General features: G+C 37.4%; 27 protein-coding genes and 1 tRNA gene. 3 read left to right on the plus strand and 25 right to left on the minus strand.

Annotated elements, in window-relative coordinates; all coding sequences use genetic code 11:
* A partial coding sequence (locus tag AC1TO4_RS08330; RefSeq protein WP_482104950.1) for an excalibur calcium-binding domain-containing protein occupies positions 1-257 on the plus strand: 257 nt, incomplete at its 5' end.
* A 390-nt stretch (positions 258-647) separates the two neighbouring features.
* On the opposite strand, the gene AC1TO4_RS08335 is transcribed toward AC1TO4_RS08330, so the two are convergent.
* The gene (locus tag AC1TO4_RS08335; RefSeq protein ID WP_482104951.1) at positions 648-809 is read right to left on the minus strand and encodes a hypothetical protein; all 162 of its coding nucleotides are present in this window, start codon (positions 807-809) and stop codon (positions 648-650) included.
* 333 nt (positions 810-1,142) lie between these two features.
* Positions 1,143-1,505, minus strand: a complete 363-nt coding sequence (locus AC1TO4_RS08340; protein ID WP_482104952.1) for a hypothetical protein — start codon at positions 1,503-1,505, stop codon at positions 1,143-1,145.
* Between the two features lie 112 nt (positions 1,506-1,617).
* Here AC1TO4_RS08340 and AC1TO4_RS08345 point away from each other — a divergent pair, with 112 nt between their 5' ends.
* A complete protein-coding gene (locus tag AC1TO4_RS08345) occupies positions 1,618-1,959 on the plus strand; it encodes a hypothetical protein (protein ID WP_482104953.1) in 342 nt (113 codons plus the stop codon).
* Here the strand turns inward: AC1TO4_RS08345 and AC1TO4_RS08350 are convergent.
* Complete coding sequence (locus AC1TO4_RS08350) at positions 1,951-2,532, minus strand: tyrosine-type recombinase/integrase (RefSeq protein WP_482104954.1); 582 nt, start codon at positions 2,530-2,532, stop codon at positions 1,951-1,953. The genes AC1TO4_RS08345 and AC1TO4_RS08350 overlap by 9 nt on opposite strands.
* A gap of 408 nt (positions 2,533-2,940) precedes the next feature.
* Between AC1TO4_RS08350 and AC1TO4_RS08355 the strand changes: the two genes are divergently transcribed.
* Positions 2,941-3,141 (plus strand): hypothetical protein, encoded by a 201-nt coding sequence (locus tag AC1TO4_RS08355; protein WP_482104955.1) that lies wholly within the window; start codon positions 2,941-2,943, stop codon positions 3,139-3,141.
* An 839-nt stretch (positions 3,142-3,980) separates the two neighbouring features.
* Here the strand turns inward: AC1TO4_RS08355 and AC1TO4_RS08360 are convergent.
* From AC1TO4_RS08360 to sdhA, 22 genes are all read right to left on the minus strand, one after another.
* Positions 3,981-4,133, minus strand: coding sequence for a hypothetical protein (locus AC1TO4_RS08360; RefSeq protein ID WP_482104956.1), 153 nt, complete (start codon positions 4,131-4,133; stop codon positions 3,981-3,983).
* A 297-nt stretch (positions 4,134-4,430) separates the two neighbouring features.
* Positions 4,431-5,117 (minus strand): hypothetical protein, encoded by a 687-nt coding sequence (locus tag AC1TO4_RS08365; RefSeq protein ID WP_482104957.1) that lies wholly within the window; start codon positions 5,115-5,117, stop codon positions 4,431-4,433.
* A gap of 99 nt (positions 5,118-5,216) precedes the next feature.
* Complete coding sequence (locus AC1TO4_RS08370; protein ID WP_482104958.1) at positions 5,217-5,531, minus strand: hypothetical protein; 315 nt, start codon at positions 5,529-5,531, stop codon at positions 5,217-5,219.
* A gap of 163 nt (positions 5,532-5,694) precedes the next feature.
* Positions 5,695-6,642, minus strand: a complete 948-nt coding sequence (locus AC1TO4_RS08375) for a hypothetical protein (protein WP_482104959.1) — start codon at positions 6,640-6,642, stop codon at positions 5,695-5,697.
* A gap of 1,520 nt (positions 6,643-8,162) precedes the next feature.
* Complete coding sequence (locus tag AC1TO4_RS08380) at positions 8,163-8,294, minus strand: hypothetical protein (protein WP_482104960.1); 132 nt, start codon at positions 8,292-8,294, stop codon at positions 8,163-8,165.
* Between the two features lie 172 nt (positions 8,295-8,466).
* Positions 8,467-9,117 (minus strand): hypothetical protein, encoded by a 651-nt coding sequence (locus tag AC1TO4_RS08385; RefSeq protein WP_482104961.1) that lies wholly within the window; start codon positions 9,115-9,117, stop codon positions 8,467-8,469.
* 88 nt (positions 9,118-9,205) lie between these two features.
* Positions 9,206-9,676 carry a hypothetical protein gene (locus tag AC1TO4_RS08390; RefSeq protein ID WP_482104962.1) on the minus strand — a complete coding sequence of 157 codons (471 nt, stop codon included), beginning with the start codon at positions 9,674-9,676 and terminating at the stop codon, positions 9,206-9,208.
* A gap of 304 nt (positions 9,677-9,980) precedes the next feature.
* The gene (locus AC1TO4_RS08395) at positions 9,981-10,481 is read right to left on the minus strand and encodes a sigma-70 family RNA polymerase sigma factor (RefSeq protein ID WP_482104963.1); all 501 of its coding nucleotides are present in this window, start codon (positions 10,479-10,481) and stop codon (positions 9,981-9,983) included.
* A 137-nt stretch (positions 10,482-10,618) separates the two neighbouring features.
* Complete coding sequence (locus tag AC1TO4_RS08400) at positions 10,619-11,575, minus strand: hypothetical protein (RefSeq protein ID WP_482104964.1); 957 nt, start codon at positions 11,573-11,575, stop codon at positions 10,619-10,621.
* Positions 11,562-13,052 carry an AAA family ATPase gene (locus AC1TO4_RS08405; protein ID WP_482104965.1) on the minus strand — a complete coding sequence of 497 codons (1,491 nt, stop codon included), beginning with the start codon at positions 13,050-13,052 and terminating at the stop codon, positions 11,562-11,564. Before AC1TO4_RS08405 ends, AC1TO4_RS08400 begins: the two co-directional genes overlap by 14 nt.
* Positions 13,053-13,102: 50 nt before the next feature.
* A complete protein-coding gene (locus AC1TO4_RS08410; RefSeq protein ID WP_482105160.1) occupies positions 13,103-13,162 on the minus strand; it encodes a hypothetical protein in 60 nt (19 codons plus the stop codon).
* 270 nt (positions 13,163-13,432) lie between these two features.
* The gene (locus AC1TO4_RS08415; protein ID WP_482104966.1) at positions 13,433-14,413 is read right to left on the minus strand and encodes a tyrosine-type recombinase/integrase; all 981 of its coding nucleotides are present in this window, start codon (positions 14,411-14,413) and stop codon (positions 13,433-13,435) included.
* A 166-nt stretch (positions 14,414-14,579) separates the two neighbouring features.
* Positions 14,580-14,653, minus strand: a tRNA-Arg gene (locus AC1TO4_RS08420).
* Between the two features lie 87 nt (positions 14,654-14,740).
* Positions 14,741-15,235, minus strand: a complete 495-nt coding sequence (locus AC1TO4_RS08425; protein WP_482104967.1) for a metallophosphoesterase — start codon at positions 15,233-15,235, stop codon at positions 14,741-14,743.
* On the minus strand, positions 15,232-15,846 hold the full coding sequence (locus AC1TO4_RS08430; RefSeq protein WP_482104968.1) for an XTP/dITP diphosphatase: 615 nt from the start codon (positions 15,844-15,846) through the stop codon (positions 15,232-15,234). The genes AC1TO4_RS08425 and AC1TO4_RS08430 overlap by 4 nt, the downstream gene beginning before the upstream one ends.
* Entirely contained in the window at positions 15,843-16,601 is a 759-nt protein-coding gene (gene rph, locus AC1TO4_RS08435) for a ribonuclease PH (protein WP_482104969.1), read from the minus strand. The genes AC1TO4_RS08430 and rph overlap by 4 nt, the downstream gene beginning before the upstream one ends.
* A gap of 101 nt (positions 16,602-16,702) precedes the next feature.
* Positions 16,703-17,497, minus strand: coding sequence for a glutamate racemase (gene racE / locus AC1TO4_RS08440; protein WP_482104970.1), 795 nt, complete (start codon positions 17,495-17,497; stop codon positions 16,703-16,705).
* A gap of 9 nt (positions 17,498-17,506) precedes the next feature.
* Positions 17,507-17,962 carry a MarR family winged helix-turn-helix transcriptional regulator gene (locus AC1TO4_RS08445; protein WP_482100100.1) on the minus strand — a complete coding sequence of 152 codons (456 nt, stop codon included), beginning with the start codon at positions 17,960-17,962 and terminating at the stop codon, positions 17,507-17,509.
* 233 nt (positions 17,963-18,195) lie between these two features.
* Positions 18,196-18,417: a helix-turn-helix domain-containing protein gene (locus tag AC1TO4_RS08450; RefSeq protein ID WP_482100101.1), complete on the minus strand. Its 222-nt coding sequence runs from the start codon at positions 18,415-18,417 to the stop codon at positions 18,196-18,198.
* Between the two features lie 75 nt (positions 18,418-18,492).
* Complete coding sequence (locus tag AC1TO4_RS08455) at positions 18,493-18,936, minus strand: acyl-CoA thioesterase (RefSeq protein ID WP_482099697.1); 444 nt, start codon at positions 18,934-18,936, stop codon at positions 18,493-18,495.
* A gap of 137 nt (positions 18,937-19,073) precedes the next feature.
* A complete protein-coding gene (gene sdhB / locus AC1TO4_RS08460; protein ID WP_482104971.1) occupies positions 19,074-19,880 on the minus strand; it encodes a succinate dehydrogenase iron-sulfur subunit in 807 nt (268 codons plus the stop codon).
* A 5-nt stretch (positions 19,881-19,885) separates the two neighbouring features.
* A complete protein-coding gene (sdhA, locus tag AC1TO4_RS08465; RefSeq protein WP_482104972.1) occupies positions 19,886-21,640 on the minus strand; it encodes a succinate dehydrogenase flavoprotein subunit in 1,755 nt (584 codons plus the stop codon).
* Between the last annotated feature and the right edge of the window lie 49 nt (positions 21,641-21,689).

Here is a 21,689-nt window from a genome sequence, read left to right on the forward strand (position 1 = left end):
CTGCTGCTGACAAAGCTGCTGCTGACAAAGCTGCTGCTGACAAAGCTGCTGCTGACAAAGCTGCTGCTGACAAAGCTGCTGCTGACAAAGCTGCTGCTGACAAAGCTGCTGCTGACAAAACTGCTGCAGCTCAGAGTGAATCGTTTCAAAATTGTACAGATTTAAGAACAAAGTATCCTAGCGGTGTAGCAAAAGACCATCCTGCTTATGAATCGAAAATGGACAGAGATAAGGACGATTGGGCATGTGAGCAATGAAGATAAATAATAGCTTGTAAATAAAAACTCCAACATCCTAATATGATGTTGGAGTTTTTTATATCAACTTTTTTTGAGATTCACTCATCAAACCATCTCCATTTTTGGTTTTATCCCCCAAATGTAACCGTCAAGTAGAATTAAACAGTTTTCCACAAATTTGAGAATCCCTCATTATATAACCGATGGATTTCCACATAATTCATAAATCTGTTCACTCCTAATTCCTCACCTTCAATAGACTACTATTAGTATATTGAAATGGGGAACTGTTTAATCTTATTTGTGGAATTCTGTTGATTTCTATTTGTGGAAAACTGTTAACTCTAGTTTAGCGTTTACACCAAATTATTATTCCATTCTTCAAGTTTTACTATTCATATAATAATTTTATCTAGACCAATGTATGCCTTCTTCATATTTCACCTCAAATATCTTTAAAAATATTCCGCTTTCATCCCACTCAACTCCTACACCAAACGTCAATTCAATTCCGATCATACCAGACTCATAGATTTCTATGACCTCTGTAATCCGCGCATCCAGTGTCACGCCCCACTTTCGATTCCCACGATTGATGAAATCTGCTTCTACTTCTGCAGCAATCTAGGAATAGGTTCCGAACTCGTTTAATATACGCGTTACGATTTCATTATATAAACAGCAACCTAGGATTTCACTCGTTCCATTTAATTATATAGAGTGTGTATCCAACCGTGGGTTCATCTGCATGGACAACCACTGCCCCCATGTATTTGTTAATAGCCCCCCTACTAGCCCCCTATGCCAACTTTCATTAACGCCTGTACATTGGAGTTTAAAAGTTGTTGTTTTTACTTTTATTTTCTATTAGATAACTCTTTTTTCTCCCCATAAAATCGTGATTTATCTGCTATTAATTCCTTCAATAAATTCCATCATATAGGTTTGTATATAACCATTTCGAAACCCTGCATCAATTGGATTGGTCTTACTATTCCAACCGTGTTCATCATTGACGGTGTATGAATCTATAGCCATATCTAACAACTCATTTGCACTTGGTTCAACTCCGACGTGATCCAAACCGTCGCTCCAACCATTCCCTTCAAATTGTTCGTATTGCATACCTATCATATATCCCTCGTCTAATTTACTCTCTACACTGTGATTGTCTTTATAGCTTATTGCGTAATTAAATATATTAAACCCGGCTATAAAAGCGAGAAGTATCAAAATGTTGTAATGAGACTTCTTAATCTCAATCATTCCTAAAGCTCCTTTTAGTCAAATTGTTATTTTACAACCATTCTGTTATAAATTCCTTTCTATCCGATCCAGAAGAAACACTAATCCCCAAACTATTACAAGCGGTGGTAAAGTGGCTATAAAAAATGCCACATATACGTCAAACACTTTAATTGCATTAAAAACCTTCAGGAAAATTAATAACGACACGATAATAGAAGCTGTAGCTGCAAAACCTCTCAAAAATAACACAATTCCATCCCTTCAATTTTGGGTTTATGCGCTTCCAATAAGTTACGCATTATATTCGAACTGCGAGCTACCATGTTTGAAAAAAGTTTTGGAGACTATACTCGTAATAATCACTATATTTGTGGAAGTAGACTATCATGCGATAGTTGCCGAACATCTTTACGGAATCACCGTTATCATAAGGTTCCTCTTCGTAATATTCACCTTCCTCCCATTAGAATAATCGAAAATCTTTCAATGAATCTGCGACTTCTTCCTCTGTAATTCCAATATATCTTTTTGTAATTGATTGATCCGAATGGTTGAAGATGTTCATTAATGTTACTACATCATGAGTCCGCTTATAGTAGTGATAGCCGAATGTCTTTCTCATTGAATGGGATCCAATGTCCGTACGTCCTATAAGTTCGGCTGCTTGAACAAGTATTCTGTATGCCTGTGTAGTTGATATATGGCTATCGCCTTTTCTTGACGGGAATAGGTAACCTTCTCCATTCATGTTCTCTGTATAATCTGCAATGTCTGCCATGATAGCGTTAAGGTGTACGGTACGTTCTTTCTTTGTTTTACCTTCACGAATTTTGAAACTAGATTTCCCTTTTACGTCTGAAACTTTTAATTTTACAATATCACCTACCCGTAACCCGGTTGATATTCCGATTTTGAATAGAAGTACATTTCTATTTGCGTTCTGTTTGCCCATTTTTAACGCTTCAATCATTTCTTTGATTTCTTTTTCTGTCGTTAATGGCTGAACATCTATCATCATGCCTTCTTTTTTATTTGTGTTCGTCAATGCAACCACCCCTTTTCTAATGTATGCTTTTAGCGTTAATTAAATAACAGCATACATTGAATAAGAGGTCAACATCGGAATGGCTTTGTTAAGCTGTTTATCATGTATCCTTTTATCTATTATGTTACATTCGCTGGAATAATAAAAAAGACAATTACCCCGAAATAGATAATTGCCCTTTGATGTACGTGCTAAAAGAAAATGACAAAGGTGTCGACAACACTCCTTGTAGCATTATTCTATGCCCGAATGTAGATACAAATGTTATGACACTTGAACTAAAATATATTTTAAATCTCCGCAATAGCACTCCTTAAAACGATTAAACTAATAATTCGACATAATTTGCAAAAGCGCTTAACAATAGTCGGAATAGCATGTATACTTACTTAAAAGGAGTAGGTATTGTTGGATGATAAAGGGGTTTCTTTATACGATAGAATGCCAGTTCAAATGTTAGCGGGTTTTTATTACCATATTAACAAAAACATAGATAATGGAATATTATCTAATGCCATGTACCATGAAATAAATCTAATTAAACGGGTAGCTGCAAAAAAAGGGATCTCATTGACTCACCTATATGAACGAGGTTCGCTTATGAAATGATATACATAGGTCTCATTATGATCAATTCTTTACAGGGAACTATCAAATGCCAACACATAAGCAAAAGTTGGAGGGCACTGTGATAGGTACACGGTGTATCCCCTATCTATAAGTGGCTATCATATAATAGAGGTGTCATATCAGCCACTCAGTAGCCCCGTACATCACACGCAACAGCAGGCGAACGACAACAGTAGGGTAACCGGATTAAAAAAACAACCACGATTTGGCAGGATTGTCTTACGGTTACGGTAATTTATATTACTGTTTTCATTAAAAATAAGTGTTTCCGAAGTCATGACTATAATCAATTGTTTTATTTTTCTTGATTTCGATGGTAGTCCATTGACTCTCGATAACTAAGATTAAATAAGTGGAAAGCATATTCTAATATATAGCTCGTAAAGTTCTCGAATGATGACGAGCAAAGGAGGTATTTCCCCACTATTTGATCATTGTTGACTAATACGGTACTTGCTATACTTTAAGACAAAAAGGCGGCGTTATGGCGGTATTTTTACGTCTTTACGGGTTCCTATTTGATTTGTCTCGGAAGCTTAATAACTCGCAACATAACAAGAATCAGCGTTCCGTTATGTTCTTATTAATAGTTTGAATGTACTTCTTTCGGAAAACATGGACAACTGCGGGATCTGTTCCTAGTCCAATTATACTTTCTCCATGTCCAGTGAATATGAAACATACATATCTGAAAATAGGTTAAGTTTAAAAAGCATTCCATTGTACTTGCTATGAAATATATTAGAAAAGAACGTACCCGTGGTAGGAGTACGCTCTGATAATTCGTCAATCATCTATATTTATTTCTCTATTGCTACCTAGTCGCTGATACGACTTGAGGGGTTTTTTAATTCGGCCAGCAGATGGATTCTGAATCCGAATTCTTCCCTGTTGTAGCTTAGTAGTGCCGCCTGTTGTAATTCATCTAATTGGATGGATACTGCATCTACTTTCTTTTTGCTGTACGTCACTGTGAGTTCTTCGAAGTCGATCAACTCTGGTTTACCTTCATACAATAGCTTTATAAGCTAACTGATTAGCTTGTCCTTTGTTACGCCTCCAATCATAGTCGTAGTAGTTGGTGCTGTTCATCTAGCATGTCATGATATTGTTCAGTTTCCATTGTCGCTGACATTGATCCCGTATGTTCTCTATACGTTGGAAAACTTAACAAGTCAGCTTTATGGTTTGCGTAGGCTGTAAAATACTAACCTATAAGACTACTTTCAATACTTCATACCTGCTTATTATTAGCGGCGACGGTTAAATTAAACTTTTTGTAATATGTCATCATCTCTTTTGACAAATCTTTTTTCCCAATCTTCCCGGATTTTCCTTCCTGCTTCTGCATTAGCTCTCAATTGTTTCGCTTGCTCGGAGTCATATGCTATTTGTTGGACTCTAAAATAGATTGCTGGCAAACCATTGTTTAACTCAATAGCTTGTCCCTCGATGCTTTTCAACTGCTTGTATGATGCCCCTAGCCCCTCGCTAAACGTCTTAATGGTGTCACTCATTTGAATACCTAGATGACCATTGTCAAAGGTTACGAGGGCGGTTGATACTGCATGCTCATTCAAGTGTTGGCGATATGGGACCATAGACAAGTTTCCTAGTTCATAATGTTTTTTTGGATCTCGACGATTTAATGAAGGACGATAATCTTCGTTGTATCTATTGTCTTCATAAATCTTCTGCTGTGATTTCCAGTCACTCCAGAACGATGGCTCTTCATTAATCAATTGGATCAATGCTTTAGATTGCTTTTTTTCCAGTAAAAATTCTACATCCTCGTAACCTTTCCGTTTTCCAGCGCGTTCCTTTGCTCGATTTAGTGACGCATATAGTGTCAATGCCGCCCCTACATCTTTCAAATCCATACCGTTTTCTATTAAAACTTTCGTTACCGTTGCAATTTGCTCTTGTACTCCATTCCGATTCGTCTTTTCTATCATTCAAACGACCCCTTTTCTAGTTTTGATGTCCGTGGCAGAGTGACTTCTCAACTTTTTCAATCATGATGGATTGTTGAATTACCATCGGCAATGATTCAATTATTTATCTAACGCTACCCTGTTGCTACCAACAACTTGGAAGTTTCTTATCGCGTTTAGATCATGCAAGATAATTCTCCAGCCGTAATCCTCACGCTCAAATGTTAAAAGTCCCGCCTGTTCAAGTTCGATCAATTGGATGGATGCAGCATCTACTTTTTTACGGGTATACGCTCCGATTAGCAGGTCAAAGTCGATTAACTCGGGTTTACATTGTTCCAATAAACTACATAGGTTACTGATTAATTTGTCCATAGTACCGCCTCCAATCATTGTCGTTTGGTTGTACTGTTCGTCCGCCAGTGTCGTTGACATTTTCCTGTCTGTTTTTCATTTATCTATTAATGTACTTATTGGGGGTACATTTAATAGAGTATCCACATTTTTAATTACAATATATATTTAGATAGTAATTTAATATATTAAAATAAAATCTATATTATATATACCCCCAATAAGTACACTATTAGATTTACACTTAATACGGCAATTCTTCCAATTTAAAATCCAACCTATTTACAGGTTTCCTCTGCGTCTTCAACATCTCAGAGTATTCTTCCTTCTTCATAATTCTAATTTTATTATATGCTACAGGATCTTTACTGAAGGAATCATAATCATTTGTAATATAAGTGTTTGCTCTTCTATCTTTTGCACTCATATTAATTGCAAAAAACTCTTGGTTATGCTTAAAGCTAATTAAATTATGGCTTTTCAAACTACTTAGATACTTGATTAGTGTTCTTCTAATCATCCCAGCCCCCTCAGATAAATCGTCAATGGAAACATTATACCCATCCGGAAAAATATCATTTTTATGTTTTAGGTAGGCATATAAATAGAAACCGCTACATCCAATAGCACTGTTGCTCATGCAGTAAAGGAATACTTCGAAGGGGATATTATGTGTATTGTCAATTATATAAAACGTCCCCTCTTCTCCGAAACCTTCGTCATCTAAAATTGGTCTGTAGAATGCCTTGTTTGGGTATTTGATGAAAAAGCGTTTCGAGACTTTAGGGAAATAGCTTTCGAATTCTTTAAACTCGGATAGCATCGTAAACTCTAGCAACTCATAATCTAACCCCGAATAACTCCAACCTACAGGAATGTCCCTTGTGGATGTTAGGTAGTCTAATTCATCCAGCAAACCATTCTTCTTAATAAGATAGTCAAGAGTTTGTGTTTTTGGATTATACCCCAAAACCTCTTTTATTTTCGCATTATCAATTGCCCCCCCACCGACAAAGTGCTTGGTATATCTGTAGAGCCACGTTACAAAATACGTATATGCGTAAGCAAAGGCAATATGAGGTGTTTTCTTGATGTTGCTTTTTAGATCCGTGAATATTTCATTTGGCATGTACAACTTGGATTCGTGCCGTTCATCATAATGGATAAGATTATTGATTTCATCGTAGCTCATTTTAGTGACCCCATTCTCATTTTGATTTGATTTAATATTGGCGTTACGGTTTATTTAATTGACGGTATTCGTCCGCTTCCCGTAACTTCTCATTCTTTGCATAGAGGGTTAATCTATTCCCATCCTTTTCCTTTTAGGAAGTCGCCGATAGCAACTGTATAGCAAAAAAAGAAATCGTTTTATGTTGGTGACTCTGAATTGCTTTTCATGCAGATTCTCCTTCCTTCATAATCCTCGATAGTTTAAATTATTGTTAAACTGATTGAATCGGGATTCTTGTAGTCATTCTCATGAAGCTTAGTGAGTTGATAGCCATATAACTCCCCTTCTTCTTGCTGAATTTTTCAACTGATATCTCAAATAAAAATTCTGTGAAGATGCCAATTCCAACTTATGGTTTAACCACTACACTACTTATTATCTTGGCAAGAACCGAAAACGGCGGAATATTTTTGTTTTTGTTATGATTTACTATTGGTTTTTTATGTGATCCACCCTAAAAATATATGTTTCAATCGTTTTCCTATCTCAAAAATAGCTTGTCCGGACATTCGTTGAGTCGTTGATTAACGCGATGGAATCAAGCTGTGAGCATGGTTAAATCAGGATTATTGCAGCCTTCTAACTGAATTTTTCAACTGATATCTCACATAAAAATCCACGAAGAACAACCTTCCAATTAATGGTTCCCTTACACTACTTACTATCACGACAAAGCCCAAAAATATCAACAACTATTTGATTTTTTTGTCTGATCCATAAATATATATTTCAATCGTTTTCTTATCTCTAAATAGCTTGCCCTGCCATTCGTTGAGTCGTTGATTAAGTTCAATGGGGTTAGTGCGCTGAACTGTATTCATATTTAAGTAGAGTCGATAGAATCGAGCTGTGATAGGTCTGTGAGAGTGTATAGATATGGGAGACTAAAATGGCAAATGAAAAAGGATACCTAATTGGCATCCTAAGGTGGTAGGCTATTAGTTCTGAAGATTAACTTTTAGACTGTAGAACCTCTACAAATGATTGTTTGATCCAGTCTCTGATTTCTTCTTGTCTTTCTTCTGTGGATTGTGACAGTGCTGTCATACCACCTATCCTTAAATCATCTATTAATCCTAAGAAAACACTCAATGTATTATCCAGATACAATTCAACTTAATCCGTTTGTAACCACTTCAAGTATTTAATCTATATACTAAACACCCTATTAAACACCCCATCGACTTAACGAAAATCTAATAACATATGTATTTGCACTACCTATAATAAAGGACAAACTCATATATATTTTTAAAAATAAAATTACAAACGCTATGCTTTGTATTATATATAGGGCAAATAGATATGTTATTAGAATTCTACAGTTTAAAACATCTGCCTTGCACCCTAGGTTATTGCTACGTTAAACGCCTTTTTCTTTCAATAATTCAATATAATTTTTTTATTCATTATTTATATATTTTTTTGTTATATCTATCATCACGCTTTATTTAATTGACGTCCAATGCTTCTAACTTCTAAATACAAAAAAGCCTCTGCTTATCGGTTAAATCATCCGACTCTACAAAGACTTCTTTTGGTTGCATCTTTTTTGCATCCTTTTGTTTTTGGTTGCATCCTTCATAGACGGCTACTAACCCAAGCTTCACGACTTTTCCTACTCAACGTACCGAGTTTAACATCATGCTTATCAGCTAATGCAGTAAGTGTTATTTTTGTGGTTTCCCACTCCTCTGAATTTCATTCCAGTTTGGCACATCACATCACCGTCCACCTCCGTTATTTTTGGACATAGAAAAAGCACCACAATGGGCGCTTATATTAATTAATAATATATTTAACGGCTATCTTCTCCGCTCCATCTAGAATTAACCCTAATTTACTCCTGTTAAATTCATCAGCTTTGTTCATGTCTTCATATTCCTTTATAAGCTTCATGATTTCGTCTAAAGCTGTTTGATTGCCACCAAATTTTAGTAAGCTACTCTTTAATAACTCGTACAATAAATCCGCACTAGCAATTGAATCAATTTGACTTGGGTCAATTTCTTCCAAGATTTCGCGAGCATTCTCACCAATGAACGTTAAGTATATTTCAGACAGGTCAAAGTACTTTATCTTTTCTTCCTCTGTCAAATCACCCTCAGGCTTAAATTGATCTATGTTGAAACATTCAGCGATGATATAATTAAGATCTCGACTTCTAAATTTATTTGCTATACTTTTAGGAATCACTGGTATATCGAACTCTTGCTCAAGCCCATTCTTAATTGTTCTGACATTAAAATTTGCAATACCATTTTTAGGCGATACATGAACAAGATTATCTTCTTTTTTTATTGTCCAAAACGACAATGTATTAGTCTCAAATATCAATTCATCATTTTGGAAGATTATTTTACTAAGTTCATATCCATCATTTATTCCCTGTAACACCTTTAAATGTTCCTCAACCGATTTTGGAACCTCCATATAAATCACCCCTTAACATTTACCTCGACACAAAAAATCGGAATTAAAATAATCTTTCAAGAATAGAAAAATCACCCAGAGCGATGCTTTACATGTTTTTATAATCTTGATCAAGATACATTCTAACTTTCCACACAAAAGTCACAGCATCTTTATCAACATTTGCATCAACTGTTAGTGAAACAGGAAATACTTTCTCTTGAACAGCTGTTATATATTGTCGCTTGACTATAACGTTCTTTAGCACATAAATTTGTGGTTCTCCTTCGTCTGTGTACCTAAGGTGAGTAGCAATCCCGGGATTCACTTTTACTTCTTCATATCGCTCCCTATGCGGGATCATAAACTCTTCTTTAACATAATCTTGAAAAGCACAATCTTCACCAATCGCACCCGTTGTAATCGCTGACCTATACATTCCATAAACACGAGCTTGATCCACTTTACTAATGATATCCCAATATTCATCAACGCTATCACCAAATAAAGCTTGCAAAAAACTGAAAACTAAATCAGATTGTTCAATAGTTACCTCAGTATGTTTAATTTCCGATTCCATTTTTCCACCCCCTCACTGACAACATTCGCCAAATAAGGTAGAAACCCTCTAACTATGTATAAGAAACACCCAATAAAACGTTCCACGATTTTATCAGGTGTTTCCTTCGTATCAAGAACAAGCCGGTTACCCACACGTTGTGTTAACCCGTCAAACACTTGGATTAACGAGTTCACGACTCGTCCTATATGGGGGAACTGACATGTTTGGACGCTCGAACGCATCCTTAATTCTCCCCTTCATATATGCAGACTTCGTATATCAAGCGTATAACAACAATAAAAAGAATAAAGAGGACGAATCACTATTTCGTTCTGTCAGATATTTTTTTCTTTGCTCTATTTATATATATTTGCACTGCACTCTTACTTACTTCTAACTCTTCCGCTATCTCACTCATACTCATTCTCTGCGCTTCGTGCAAAATATAGCATTGCCTTTCTCTGAGTGAAAATGAAGCAAGTATATCCGCCAAAATAATCTTCTCTTCCCTCGTCATATATAACTGCTTTTTATTAATATCATTTACTTCACGTAATTCCCTTTTAATATCCGGAATCAAATCAATGTTTTCATATGAACGCCTCTGATAAACTGCCTTTTCATCTACCCCTCGAAATGTTCCTGGTTGCCGTCCAGTAGTCATCCATTCAAGCGAATAAGTCATACTATCAATCATGCTGTTGAACTGCTTTAAATCATTCATTTCAATCGGGTTGCTTCTGTCTACTTGATCCGCGCGTTCCTTCATTTCCTGCCTGCCCTCGATATACTCCGGAATCATTTTATCTACCCAACTCAACATGAAATCTCCTCCTGGTTGTGAAATTCTCGCTATTAAGGTACGAAAGTTGTAATCATTAAAAGGCAACAAAAAAGAGGACAACAAATGACACAGCGGAATGCTGTAATCAATCGTTGTCCTCTGGTTGGCCAGGGGGACTATGTAATGAATTGCTGCTCAATCGAATTCAATAGTTGCTCTAATTTATCAGACTGATTAGGAATCCATTCTGTTTTTAAAGAATTTTCTAAACTCAGTTTATGCCCATTCTTATCGTAAGTTCCATTTTCAAAGGATTTCATAAGATGCTCCAAGGAGGATAATATTTGTTTACCACTAATTAAGTACTTAAAGAACGCAAGGGGCTCCGAATCATCTATATCAGTAGCAACTTCGTCATGTACGTAACCCATTGATTCATAGATTTTATCCAAACTTAGGTCTACACTCTCTAACTCCTCGTTAAAGTAAGTCACTATCTTCGACTTATTACACAGATTCTTATATTTGTGGTTATTTAATATTGATTCAGGCTTTATTTTTAACAGTGAAGTTAATTTTTTTAATTGAGCAATATCCAAGTAATTGCTGACACTTCTTCTAAAATGTAATTCTCTAAAATAACAGAGATGGAAGTATAGATGGAATATTTCCATTGAATCTTCTAATTCTCTTTCCAATAAATCGTGCTCTATTTGAGTATCACAGCCGAGATATCGTATAAATAGGGTTTTTAAAATCTTATCTTCAAAAATATAATTCTCCAGTTCAAAAAAATCATAGTAATATATTTTTGTGTCGTTTCTATTTTCACTTAAAATGAAGTCGTAATCGCGATCAACTAAACAAATTAATTTATTAAAATCCTCTTTATATTTGTCGAATACTTCAAACACCTTGTTTTTCCCATCCCTATCACCTTCTTCATCCGAAGGTAAAATCACATCGAACGGTAATCCTTTTCCCTTTATATAATAATATATTCTTATTAAGGTAGCATCATCTTTCCCTTCCACTATCAATGTTGGATTATCATCCCAAACCCCAAACTGATTTTTCGCTGAAATAATTGAATCCATGGTCTGTAAAATCGCTGAACCTCTAGTTACTCTCATCAATATCACCTATTTGATACGTGCTATTTGAATACTTTGTTTTAGCTACATATGGCGAATGCGTAGCAATGATCAACGATGTATTTTCTTTTTTCAACAATTGTGTTATTAGTTTAGATTGCCAGGAAACATGTAAAGATAATTCTGGCTCGTCAATAATAATAAGTGGCGAAAAAACATCATCATTAAGGTTTAGTGCACTGTAAGTTAAGAAAGTTACCATTTGTTTCTGTCCAGTAGAAAGAGTTGAATATTTTTTCGACATTGAAACAGTATAATCTTTCAAATTTATTTCCACTGCTATTTTATTATTAAAAAACTCAGCAAATCCACCTTTTAAATAATTGTAAATTTCTAATTCTTCTTCATGACCCTGTAAATGTTTCATATAAAGTGTCACAAGTCGATTGACGTCCTTTTTATCTTTATCAAAAACTTGCACGAACTTACTCAATAATTTCATCTGCTCTGTAATCTCATTAATTCTCTGTATTTTTTCGCCTCTCGTTTTATTACCTTTATTATTATTCAGTTTCTTAACTTTAGTATCAATCTCATTTAAAGATTCAATATCTTTATGTGTTACTTTAGATTTTTCGTAGTACTCATACACCTTCTCTTTATCTATATTGTCTATTCCCAACTTATCAGCTAAATCTAAAAGGTGTTCGGCCTGTTGGCCGTCAGCATCTTGTTCTTCACTAATACTCTTAGTTGTATAAAGACTTTTTATTACTCCTTCAATGAAAGTTTTTAACAATTCATCTAAACCCTTTGAATTATAATTTCTTAATTCATTGGAATACTTATTAAATAATTTTTCTATATCTTCTTCTTTTACCCCTATAACTCTTCTATCTTTATTTTTTTTGCTTCCGTTTTTATTATTTAACAAAAAGTCCTCGATTTTAAAAGTTGGTTTTTCATTTTTCAAACTCTCTAAATCACTATCTATTCTTCGATAAGAAGGGAAATATAAAATTGATTTTCTAATATCATTTATAAATGATATTTCTTTATTTTCTTCAATCAAAACATCAATATTTTCCACAAAAGATTCTTCGAAATACAAATCAGACTCCTTAATTAGAGGTTCGCTTTCTTTTTCAAAATATATGTTAGATAACGGCCTACTAAACTTTTTGTATTCATAGTAATAACCAATTGATTGGATGTTTGTGTATATCTCAACAACATTATTTTCGAAATAGTAGGTGGCTATTATTTTTTTTTGTTTCTTCGTAATAACTAAACTATCCAAATTCAACTTATTTTTGCTAAAAGTCACTTCGATCTTATCAAATTTCACTTTAAAAAAGTTTTCAAAATCCCCGTTCAAAGCAAAATACGTTAAGTTTAGGAGTGTTGTTTTTCCAGCACCGTTATCCCCAGTCACAATAAATAAATTATTATTCAATATTACTTCATTCGAATCTTCTTTATTGAATAATCTTTCTATTTTAATGTGTTTTATCATATAGCCATCTCTCCTTTTAATTTTATTAAAGTTTTATTTTATGATCTTAATCAGAATTCCTCACCTTCTTCCCTCCGCATCCGCTTAATCTTACCCGCATGCGTAACAATCCTATATTCACCATGCTCCGGAAGCTCTCACTTTCGCAATACCCTCCGAAATAACCACCACACAGTTCGTTGGTAGCTCCATTATACCAATTCCTAACAATAATGCATCCGTATTAAAAGTATTATCTTTATCCACAAGGCCCCTCATCTTGCAGAGAATAAAAAAGAACCCAATCTAATAAAAGAATGGATTCCTTAAATTTAAGCGTTGTAGATGCATATTACTTTTTATTAGTCCCACTATTACTGCAGCTTTATAATTTATTATTGTTATAGGTATTCCCTTAAATCAGATGCGACCTCTTCCACATCTAAATCTAAATACTGTGTTGTCACGGCTAAATCGCTATGTCCTAGAGCTTTGCTGATAAGGGCTATACTTGCTCCATTATCATGTAAATTCTTTGCGTAGGCTCTTCTAATAGCGTGAGCATTGATGTTTTCTAATTCAAACCGTTTCGCATATTTAGTTAGCTGCTTTGAGATTGCATTGTTTGTTGATTTCGTATTTAACGATGTCCCCTTTGTTGAAATGAATATATTGGTATTGCTTTCCCCGTAATATTCTCTTACTTTTATATTCTGTTTGATTAGCACCCGATAAAGTTGTATAAGTTGGTCATTGAGCGGCAATTTAAGTAGTTGGTGATTTTTCAATATCGCTCCATTTAGAACAAGCACTTTATTGTCAAAGTCAATGTGCTTTTCTTCAAGCTGCCCCAAAGTATTAATGCGAATACCCGTTTTGTACATAGTTAAAATAGCCGTAACATCCCTGAGACCAATAAAGGTACTTTTATCAATCAATGAAATAAGGATAGCAATATCATTTGGTTTAGCACCCTTCTTCACCTTTTTATCTACTTTCACGTTGATAGTGTGCCAAAAGTTCACTTTCAACCAACCATTGTTAATGCACTTACCTAAGAACGACTTCACAACCTTTAAACGTGTTAACTTTGTTTGATTTACTACCTGCATGGAATCTAACCACGAGTAGATAGTATCTACTGTAACTTCTTCTAAATAGGTAATCCCTGTACTCTTTGCAAAGTTATGCAGGATTGTATCGTAATCCTTCATAGTACGAGGGCGATAGCCGCTCACCTGCATTTGGTTGATAATAGTTCCTAAAGCTTCCGAGAAGAGCTTGTAGTGAGCGGTAGTTGCCTTCAGCCCTTTAATAGAAGTGGTAAGCTCTTTGGTTGTCAGTGTGAAATCCACATCAAATAATCCTGTCTTTTTCGTCATAATAAAAAATCCTCCATTCAATTGAATTGGAAGATAGTTTCGTGTCCTATTATACGTAATTGTTAGGGTACAAAAAAGGGATTCTGCACCAGTGACCGAAGCCCTGACCGAATCCCTAGTTTCTCACAAATCCAATTGTATCAACGGTTTGTGACTGTTTTAATTATGTCCCAGGAGGGATTCGAACCCCCGACCGACGGCTTAGAAGGCCGTTGCTCTATCCAGCTGAGCTACTGAGACGTGCGTTTAAGTGTTTGCTTGTTTCTTAAGGACAAGCTTTAGTATAGATAAGTTTCAAACAAAAGTCAACATTAATTTTAAATATTTTTAAATACTTTTAAACTCTATGAAATCGACTGTTTCATGCACCATATTTTTAAAGGATATTTGCATTGTTTCATTCCACTCTACGACCGCATACGTCGCGACTTTTCCACCGCGAGGCTGCACAGTGCTACCCGGATTCAAGAACAAAATGCCGTCTTTTTGCTCGGCACCATAAAGGTGTGAATGACCAAACAGAACTATATCCGCTCCACACTCTTTTGCATAATAATAAAGCTTCATCAGTGAGTGGTTTACGTTGTGCTCATGACCATGGACAAGCAATACGGTTTTACCTCGCACCTCGACAATTACAGACATAGGAAACTTAGCATCATGATCACAATTTCCACGGACCTTATGCATTGTATGTAAAACCGGATCATTAAATGATAGTTCACTGTCTCCGGAATGAAATAGTGCATCCGCGGGTAGTGCAGAAACGGCTTTCACCGTTTCCTTATCTCCATGCGAATCACTCATGACTATAATTTTCATAATGAATCCCCTAAAATAGACATATATTGAGGTAATTTGGATTTTAACTGAGCCAGCGCTGCTCCACGATGTGAAATTTCACTCTTTTCTTCAGCTGACAACTCTGCCATCGTCCGGTTTAATGCCGGCAGAAAAAAGATTGGATCGTAACCGAAACCATTAGACCCTTGCCGCTCAGTGTTGATAAATCCTTCGCAGCTACCCGAAAATGTTTCTGTTTTCAAACCCGGTCCAGCCACCGCGAGCACACAGCGGAATCTAGCACTACGATCGCCCTCAGAAGCCGTTTTTAGCTCATTAAGTACTTTATCTATATTAGCGTCATCATTTTTCTCCAGCCCCGCAAATCGAGCGGAGTACACACCTGGCGCTCCGTCTAGAAAATCAATTTCAAGTCCGCTATCGTCAGCTATGACAACTTTACCGAGCAAGCGTGCCACTGTTTCCGCTTTTAAAATCGCATTTTCTTCGAACGTAATACCTGTCTCTTCAACATCAATGCTGCCTTCAATATCATTTAGGGTAAGAACTTGTACCTTTAACGGCTTGAAAAGCGCTTCAAAGTCATTTGCTTTGCCTTTATTATTTGTAGCGATTAAGACTTCCTTCATAACACATTTCGATCTTTCGTCTTGATTAGCTGAGCAACTAAACCGAGTGCTTCTTTTTGTATTTCTATTAATTGGTTGATGCCCGTTTCGGCAAGTTCCACAAGACCATTCATTTCTTCGCGTGTGAATGTTGACTCTTCCCCTGTCCCCTGAAGCTCAACAAACGCACCCGCCCCGGTCATAACAACGTTCATATCAACAGCGGCTGACGAATCTTCAATATAGTCTAGATCTAGAATAAGTTCACCTTCAAGCGTTTTACCAACACTTGTTGCTGCAAGGTAATCAGTAATCGGAAATTTAGCTAAGCCTTTTTCAATATGCAATTTAGATATCGCCAGTGCTGTAGCGACAAATGCACCTGTAATCGAGGCTGTACGTGTACCACCATCCGCCTGGATAACGTCACAGTCTATCCATATCGTTCGTTCCCCTAGCGCCTCGAGATCAATGATAGCACGCAGAGCGCGTCCGATTAAACGTTGAATTTCCATCGTACGTCCACCGATTTTACCTTTTGATGCTTCGCGTTGCGTTCTTTGTCCTGTGGCACGTGGCAACATTGAGTATTCAGCGGTTACCCAGCCTTTTCCGCTATTTCGTAAAAAGTGTGGAACCCGTTCTTCAATTGAAGCTGTACAAATTACCTTCGTATTTCCGACTGTAATTAGAACAGAGCCTTCTGGGTGTATTAAATAATCCGTCTCTATTATTACTGGCCTAATCATATCGGCCGCTCTTCCATCATGCCTCATATAGTGTAGCCTCCATCTTTCAAGTTTGCGTTTTCATCTTAGTATAACCCATTTGCTATAGGCAAAAACCCGGAAATCCCAAATAGGACATTCCGGGTTCGTCACAAATCGATATGTCTAACGTCTGGGTTTTCAATCGATAACCAATCCGTGACAATAGCACGGAAACTATCTGATTCACCGGTTGTATAAAAAACTGGCACTATATCGCATTCAGATGTATATTCAATATCATTTGCTAGTAGAATTCGTTCAACATCACAAACTGTTTCCACCGCGGACGATATAATTTGCACATTATCCGGTAACGATTTTTTTATATGGTGCTCTAACAATGGATAATGTGTACAGCCCAATATCGCTGCATCAAAGTCAATATCTGCAAGTCCATGCAGTGCTTGTTCGACAATCGCACCTGCATTTTCCGAGTTGTATTGACCACTTTCGACAATTGGTACAAACTCAGGGCAAGCAAGTGAATAAACCATTGCATTCGATGCTAGTCCATGAATTGCATTTTCATAGGCTCCACTTTTAATCGTGCCCGTAGTTCCTAGTACGGCGATTTTTTGGGTTTCTGAAGCATTAACCGCAGCTCGCGCACCAGGAGCAATCACACCAATGACCGGGAAAGGAAAATTTGCCCGTATTTCATCGAGAGCAACTGCTGTGGCTGTATTACAGGCTATTACAAGCATTTTAATGCCCATTTTCGACAGCGCCGTTGCCATCTCCATTGTAAAGACCTGGACTTCTTGAGTTGGACGTGGCCCATATGGACAACGTGCATCATCTCCTATGTAGACGATTGGTTCATTCGGTAGCCGTTTAAGAATTTCTTTTACTACGGTCAATCCGCCGACGCCGGAATCGATTACTCCGATTGGTGCTTCCACTGTAATCCCTCAATCCTTTTTCATCTCTTGGTGTAGTTTAGTCAGCAGATCAGAGAAAACTTTTACTTCCTTTTCATCGAAATCTGTCAGCACTGAATTCAAATAATGACGTCGCTTATCAATCACTTCTTCAATTACCCTCTCACCTTCGCTTAGCAAGTGAATTCGTACAACTCGGCGATCGGTTGTATCACGAACTCTTTTTACAAGGGAGTTCTTTTCCATTCGATCAACCAAATCTGTCGTAGTGCTAAAAGCAAGGAACATTTTGTTCGAAAGATCTCCGATTGTCATATCTCCATGTTCAAAAAGCCACTGCAATGCAACAAATTGCGGCGGGGTAATTGTGTAGTTGCTAAGGATTCTACGTCCTTGCTGTTTAATAATCGCAGCAACATACCGCAATTCTTTCTCCATATGCGCTACTTCTTCTGTATATTCATTGTTTGGTGAGGTGTTTTCCATCAAATAGACCAGCCCCCTGAGAACGATTCCTGTCTACTCATTGTCTCCCTTTTTCGCGCGTAAGGCAATACCTTTTAAAGTGATGGTAAAAAACACTAAAAGAATAGCCGTTTGAATTCTGCATGATGCAGGTCAAACAGCTATTCTTAAGGTCCGTCATTACATAATTGCGCAAAATTTAAATACGCATTTCGACAAATAGGTTCTTATTGTCTTTGGTTATGAATACCCTTTTAACGCAACTGTAATTCACCCAAACGCAATAATTCGATTACCGCCTGCGCTCTACCGGAAACACCGAGCTTTTGAATCGTGTTCGAAATATGGTTCCGAACAGTCTTTTCGCTGATTCCGAGCCGCCCTGCGATATCTTTTGTCGTTTGATCATCAACGAGCAGATTGAATATTTCCCGTTCTCTAGCGGTAAGCAAAGAACGGTTTTTAGAGTTTTCTATCAAGACGCGCCCTCCTATCCACTTTCACTTTAAAATATGTGAAGAAGGAGCGGGCTGTGCCGGCTACTTGATTAATTAATAGTCAAATAGCAATTTTTCTTTAGCAGTCCATGGAACACCTTTGCCTGTTTTTCTGCTAATTTGGACCATCGAACCTCGTCCTGTGAAAACGATATCCCCTTTACTATTTTTCGCCATGTAATGGATATCTATAGAACTGTTACCAATGGATGCAGCTTTCACGAAAATTGTAAGCTGTTCATCAAAAAATACTTGTTTCACAAAATCACATTGCAGGTCTGCAACAACTGGAAACGTCTCGCCCACTGGATCAAGCCAATTATTCATCAACTTAATTTCCTTTAGATATTCAATTCTTGCGTGTTCAAAATAAACAAATGGGATTGTATTATTTAAATGACCATACATATCCGTCTCTGAAAATCTGACAGAAACCGGAACGGAGAATTTGAAATCAGAAGTCCATTCCGTTAATTCCGCTATGTAAGCAGCTTTCATCTGTAAAAACCCCTTCTCGTTTAAAATGAATGAATACTCATTCTTCTATTCTATCAAATTCCCCCACATAAATGAAGCTTTGGGATAAAAAGAAAAAACCCCGCTAGGCACTTGCCTAGCGGAGCATTAGACTGAAATCAGTCTACCATATGGTCACTTCCAAAGAAGTTTTTAAACATTTGAACATTCGTTGCGCGGTTCATTGCAGCAATCGAAGTCGTAAGAGGAATTCCTTTTGGACATGCAACTACACAGTTTTGTGAGTTACCGCATTCTCCAATACCACCATCAGTCATAAGTGTAGCTAGACGCTCGTCTTTGTTCATTGCACCTGTGGGATGCGAATTGAACAGACGGACTTGTGAAAGAAGTGCAGGTCCCATAAAGTTTGTATTGTCATTGACGTTCGGGCATGCTTCAAGGCATACACCACATGTCATACATTTAGAAAGCTCATATGCCCATTGACGCTTACGCTCAGGCATACGTGGTCCTTCACCTAAGTCATAAGTTCCATCAATCGGAATCCAAGCTTTTATTTTTTTCAAAGAATCAAACATGAATTCTCTATCAACAATCAAGTCGCGAACAACAGGGAATGTTTTCATAGGTTCAAGTTTAATGGGTTGTGTAAATTGGTCCACAAGTGCTGTACAAGATTGACGTGGACGTCCGTTAATAACCATCGAACATGCGCCACAAACCTCTTCTAGACAACTCATTTCCCAGTTAACTGGTGTAGTGTTCTTACCTTCTGCATTGACCGGATTACGACGAATTTCCATTAACGCTGAAATAACGTTCATATTCGGTCTATATTCTACTTCAAAACTTTCCATATATGGTTGCGAATCAGCTGTATCCTGGCGTTGAATTTCAAAACGGACTGTTTTCTTAGCTGTTTGCTGTTCGCGTTCCGGTACGGCTGTATTGTTCTCGCTCAATTATGTCAATCTCCTTTCTTCGCGGAGTAATCGCGTGTACGTGGCGGAATCAAGGAAACATCGACTTCTTCGTAATGGAAGATTGGTGCAGAATGTCCATCGAATTTCGCCATCGTCGTTTTCAGGAAGTTCTCATCATCACGATTTGGGAATTCTGGTTTGTAATGGGCTCCACGGCTTTCATTACGATTCAGCGCTCCAAGTGTGATGACTCGAGCTAAGTATAGCATGTTTTTCAGCTGACGCGTAAATGTTGCGCCTTGGTTAGACCACTTTTGCGTATCGATAATGTTTATGTTTTCATAACGTTCCAGAAGCTCTACGATCTTATCATCCGTAGCTTGAAGCTTGTCATTGTGGCGTACCACTGTAACGTTATCTGTCATCCATTCTCCAAGCTCTTTATGAAGGATATACGCATTTTCAGTACCGTTCATTTTAAGTGTGTCATCCCACTTCTGTTGCTCTTCTTTTTCTGCCTCGTCGAAGATTGTTGAAGGGAGATCCACTACAGATCGTTTTAAGTGCTTCATATAATTGATAGCATTCGGTCCTGCGACCATTCCACCGTATATTGCTGAAAGGAGTGAGTTTGCGCCAAGACGGTTTGCACCATGCTGCGAATAATCAACTTCTCCTGCTGCAAATAGGCCTGGAATACTTGTTTGCTGATCATAATCGACCCATAACCCGCCCATCGAATAGTGGACTGCTGGGAAGATTTTCATCGGAAGTTTACGCGGATCGTCGCCTGTAAATTTCTCGTATATTTCAATAATTCCGCCGAGCTTGATATCGAGTTCTTTCGGATCCTTATGGGAAAGGTCCAAGTACACCATGTTTTCGCCGTTAATACCAAGTTTTTGATTAACACAAACGTCGAAAATTTCACGGGTTGCAATATCTCGAGGTACAAGGTTACCGTAATCTGGATATTTTTCTTCGAGGAAGTACCAAGGTTTTCCGTCTTTATAAGTCCAGATACGACCGCCTTCACCACGTGCAGATTCACTCATAAGTCGGAGTTTGTCGTCTCCTGGAATCGCTGTCGGGTGAATTTGAATGAACTCACCGTTTGCATATTGTGCTCCTTGTTGATAAACGATGGAAGCAGCAGAACCTGTATTAATGACAGAGTTTGTCGTTTTCCCGAAAATGATACCGGGTCCACCTGTTGCCATAATTACTGCATCGCCTTTAAACGCTTTAATTTCCATTGTTTTCATGTTTTGTGCTTTGATACCGCGACAAACGCCTTCTTCGTCAAGTACAACACCTAAGAATTCCCAGTGTTCATACTTTTGAACAAGCCCATCGACTTCAAAACGTCTAACTTGCTCGTCAAGTGCATATAGAAGCTGTTGTCCTGTTGTCGCTCCTGCAAATGCCGTACGGTGGTGCATTGTACCTCCGAAACGTCGGAAATCCAAAAGTCCTTCAGGTGTCCGGTTGAACATTACGCCCATACGGTCTAACAAACTAATGATTCCTGGTGCTGCGGCCGTCATGGCTTGTACAGGGGGTTGATTCGCAAGGAAGTCTCCTCCATATACAGAGTCATCGAAGTGGATATCAACCGAGTCGCCTTCCCCTTTTGTATTCACTGCGCCGTTGATGCCACCTTGCGCACATACTGAGTGGGAACGTTTAACCGGAACAATTGAGAACAGGTCGACCGGCGTGCCATCTTCAGCTGCTTTGATAGTTGCCATCAAGCCTGCAAGACCTCCGCCGACAACAATCAATCTGCTTTTCGCCATTATTGTTTCACTCCTCAAATTATAGGGATCTCGTATTTCAATAAATTAA

The sequence above is a fragment of the Sporosarcina sp. Y838 genome, from assembly GCF_056786515.1.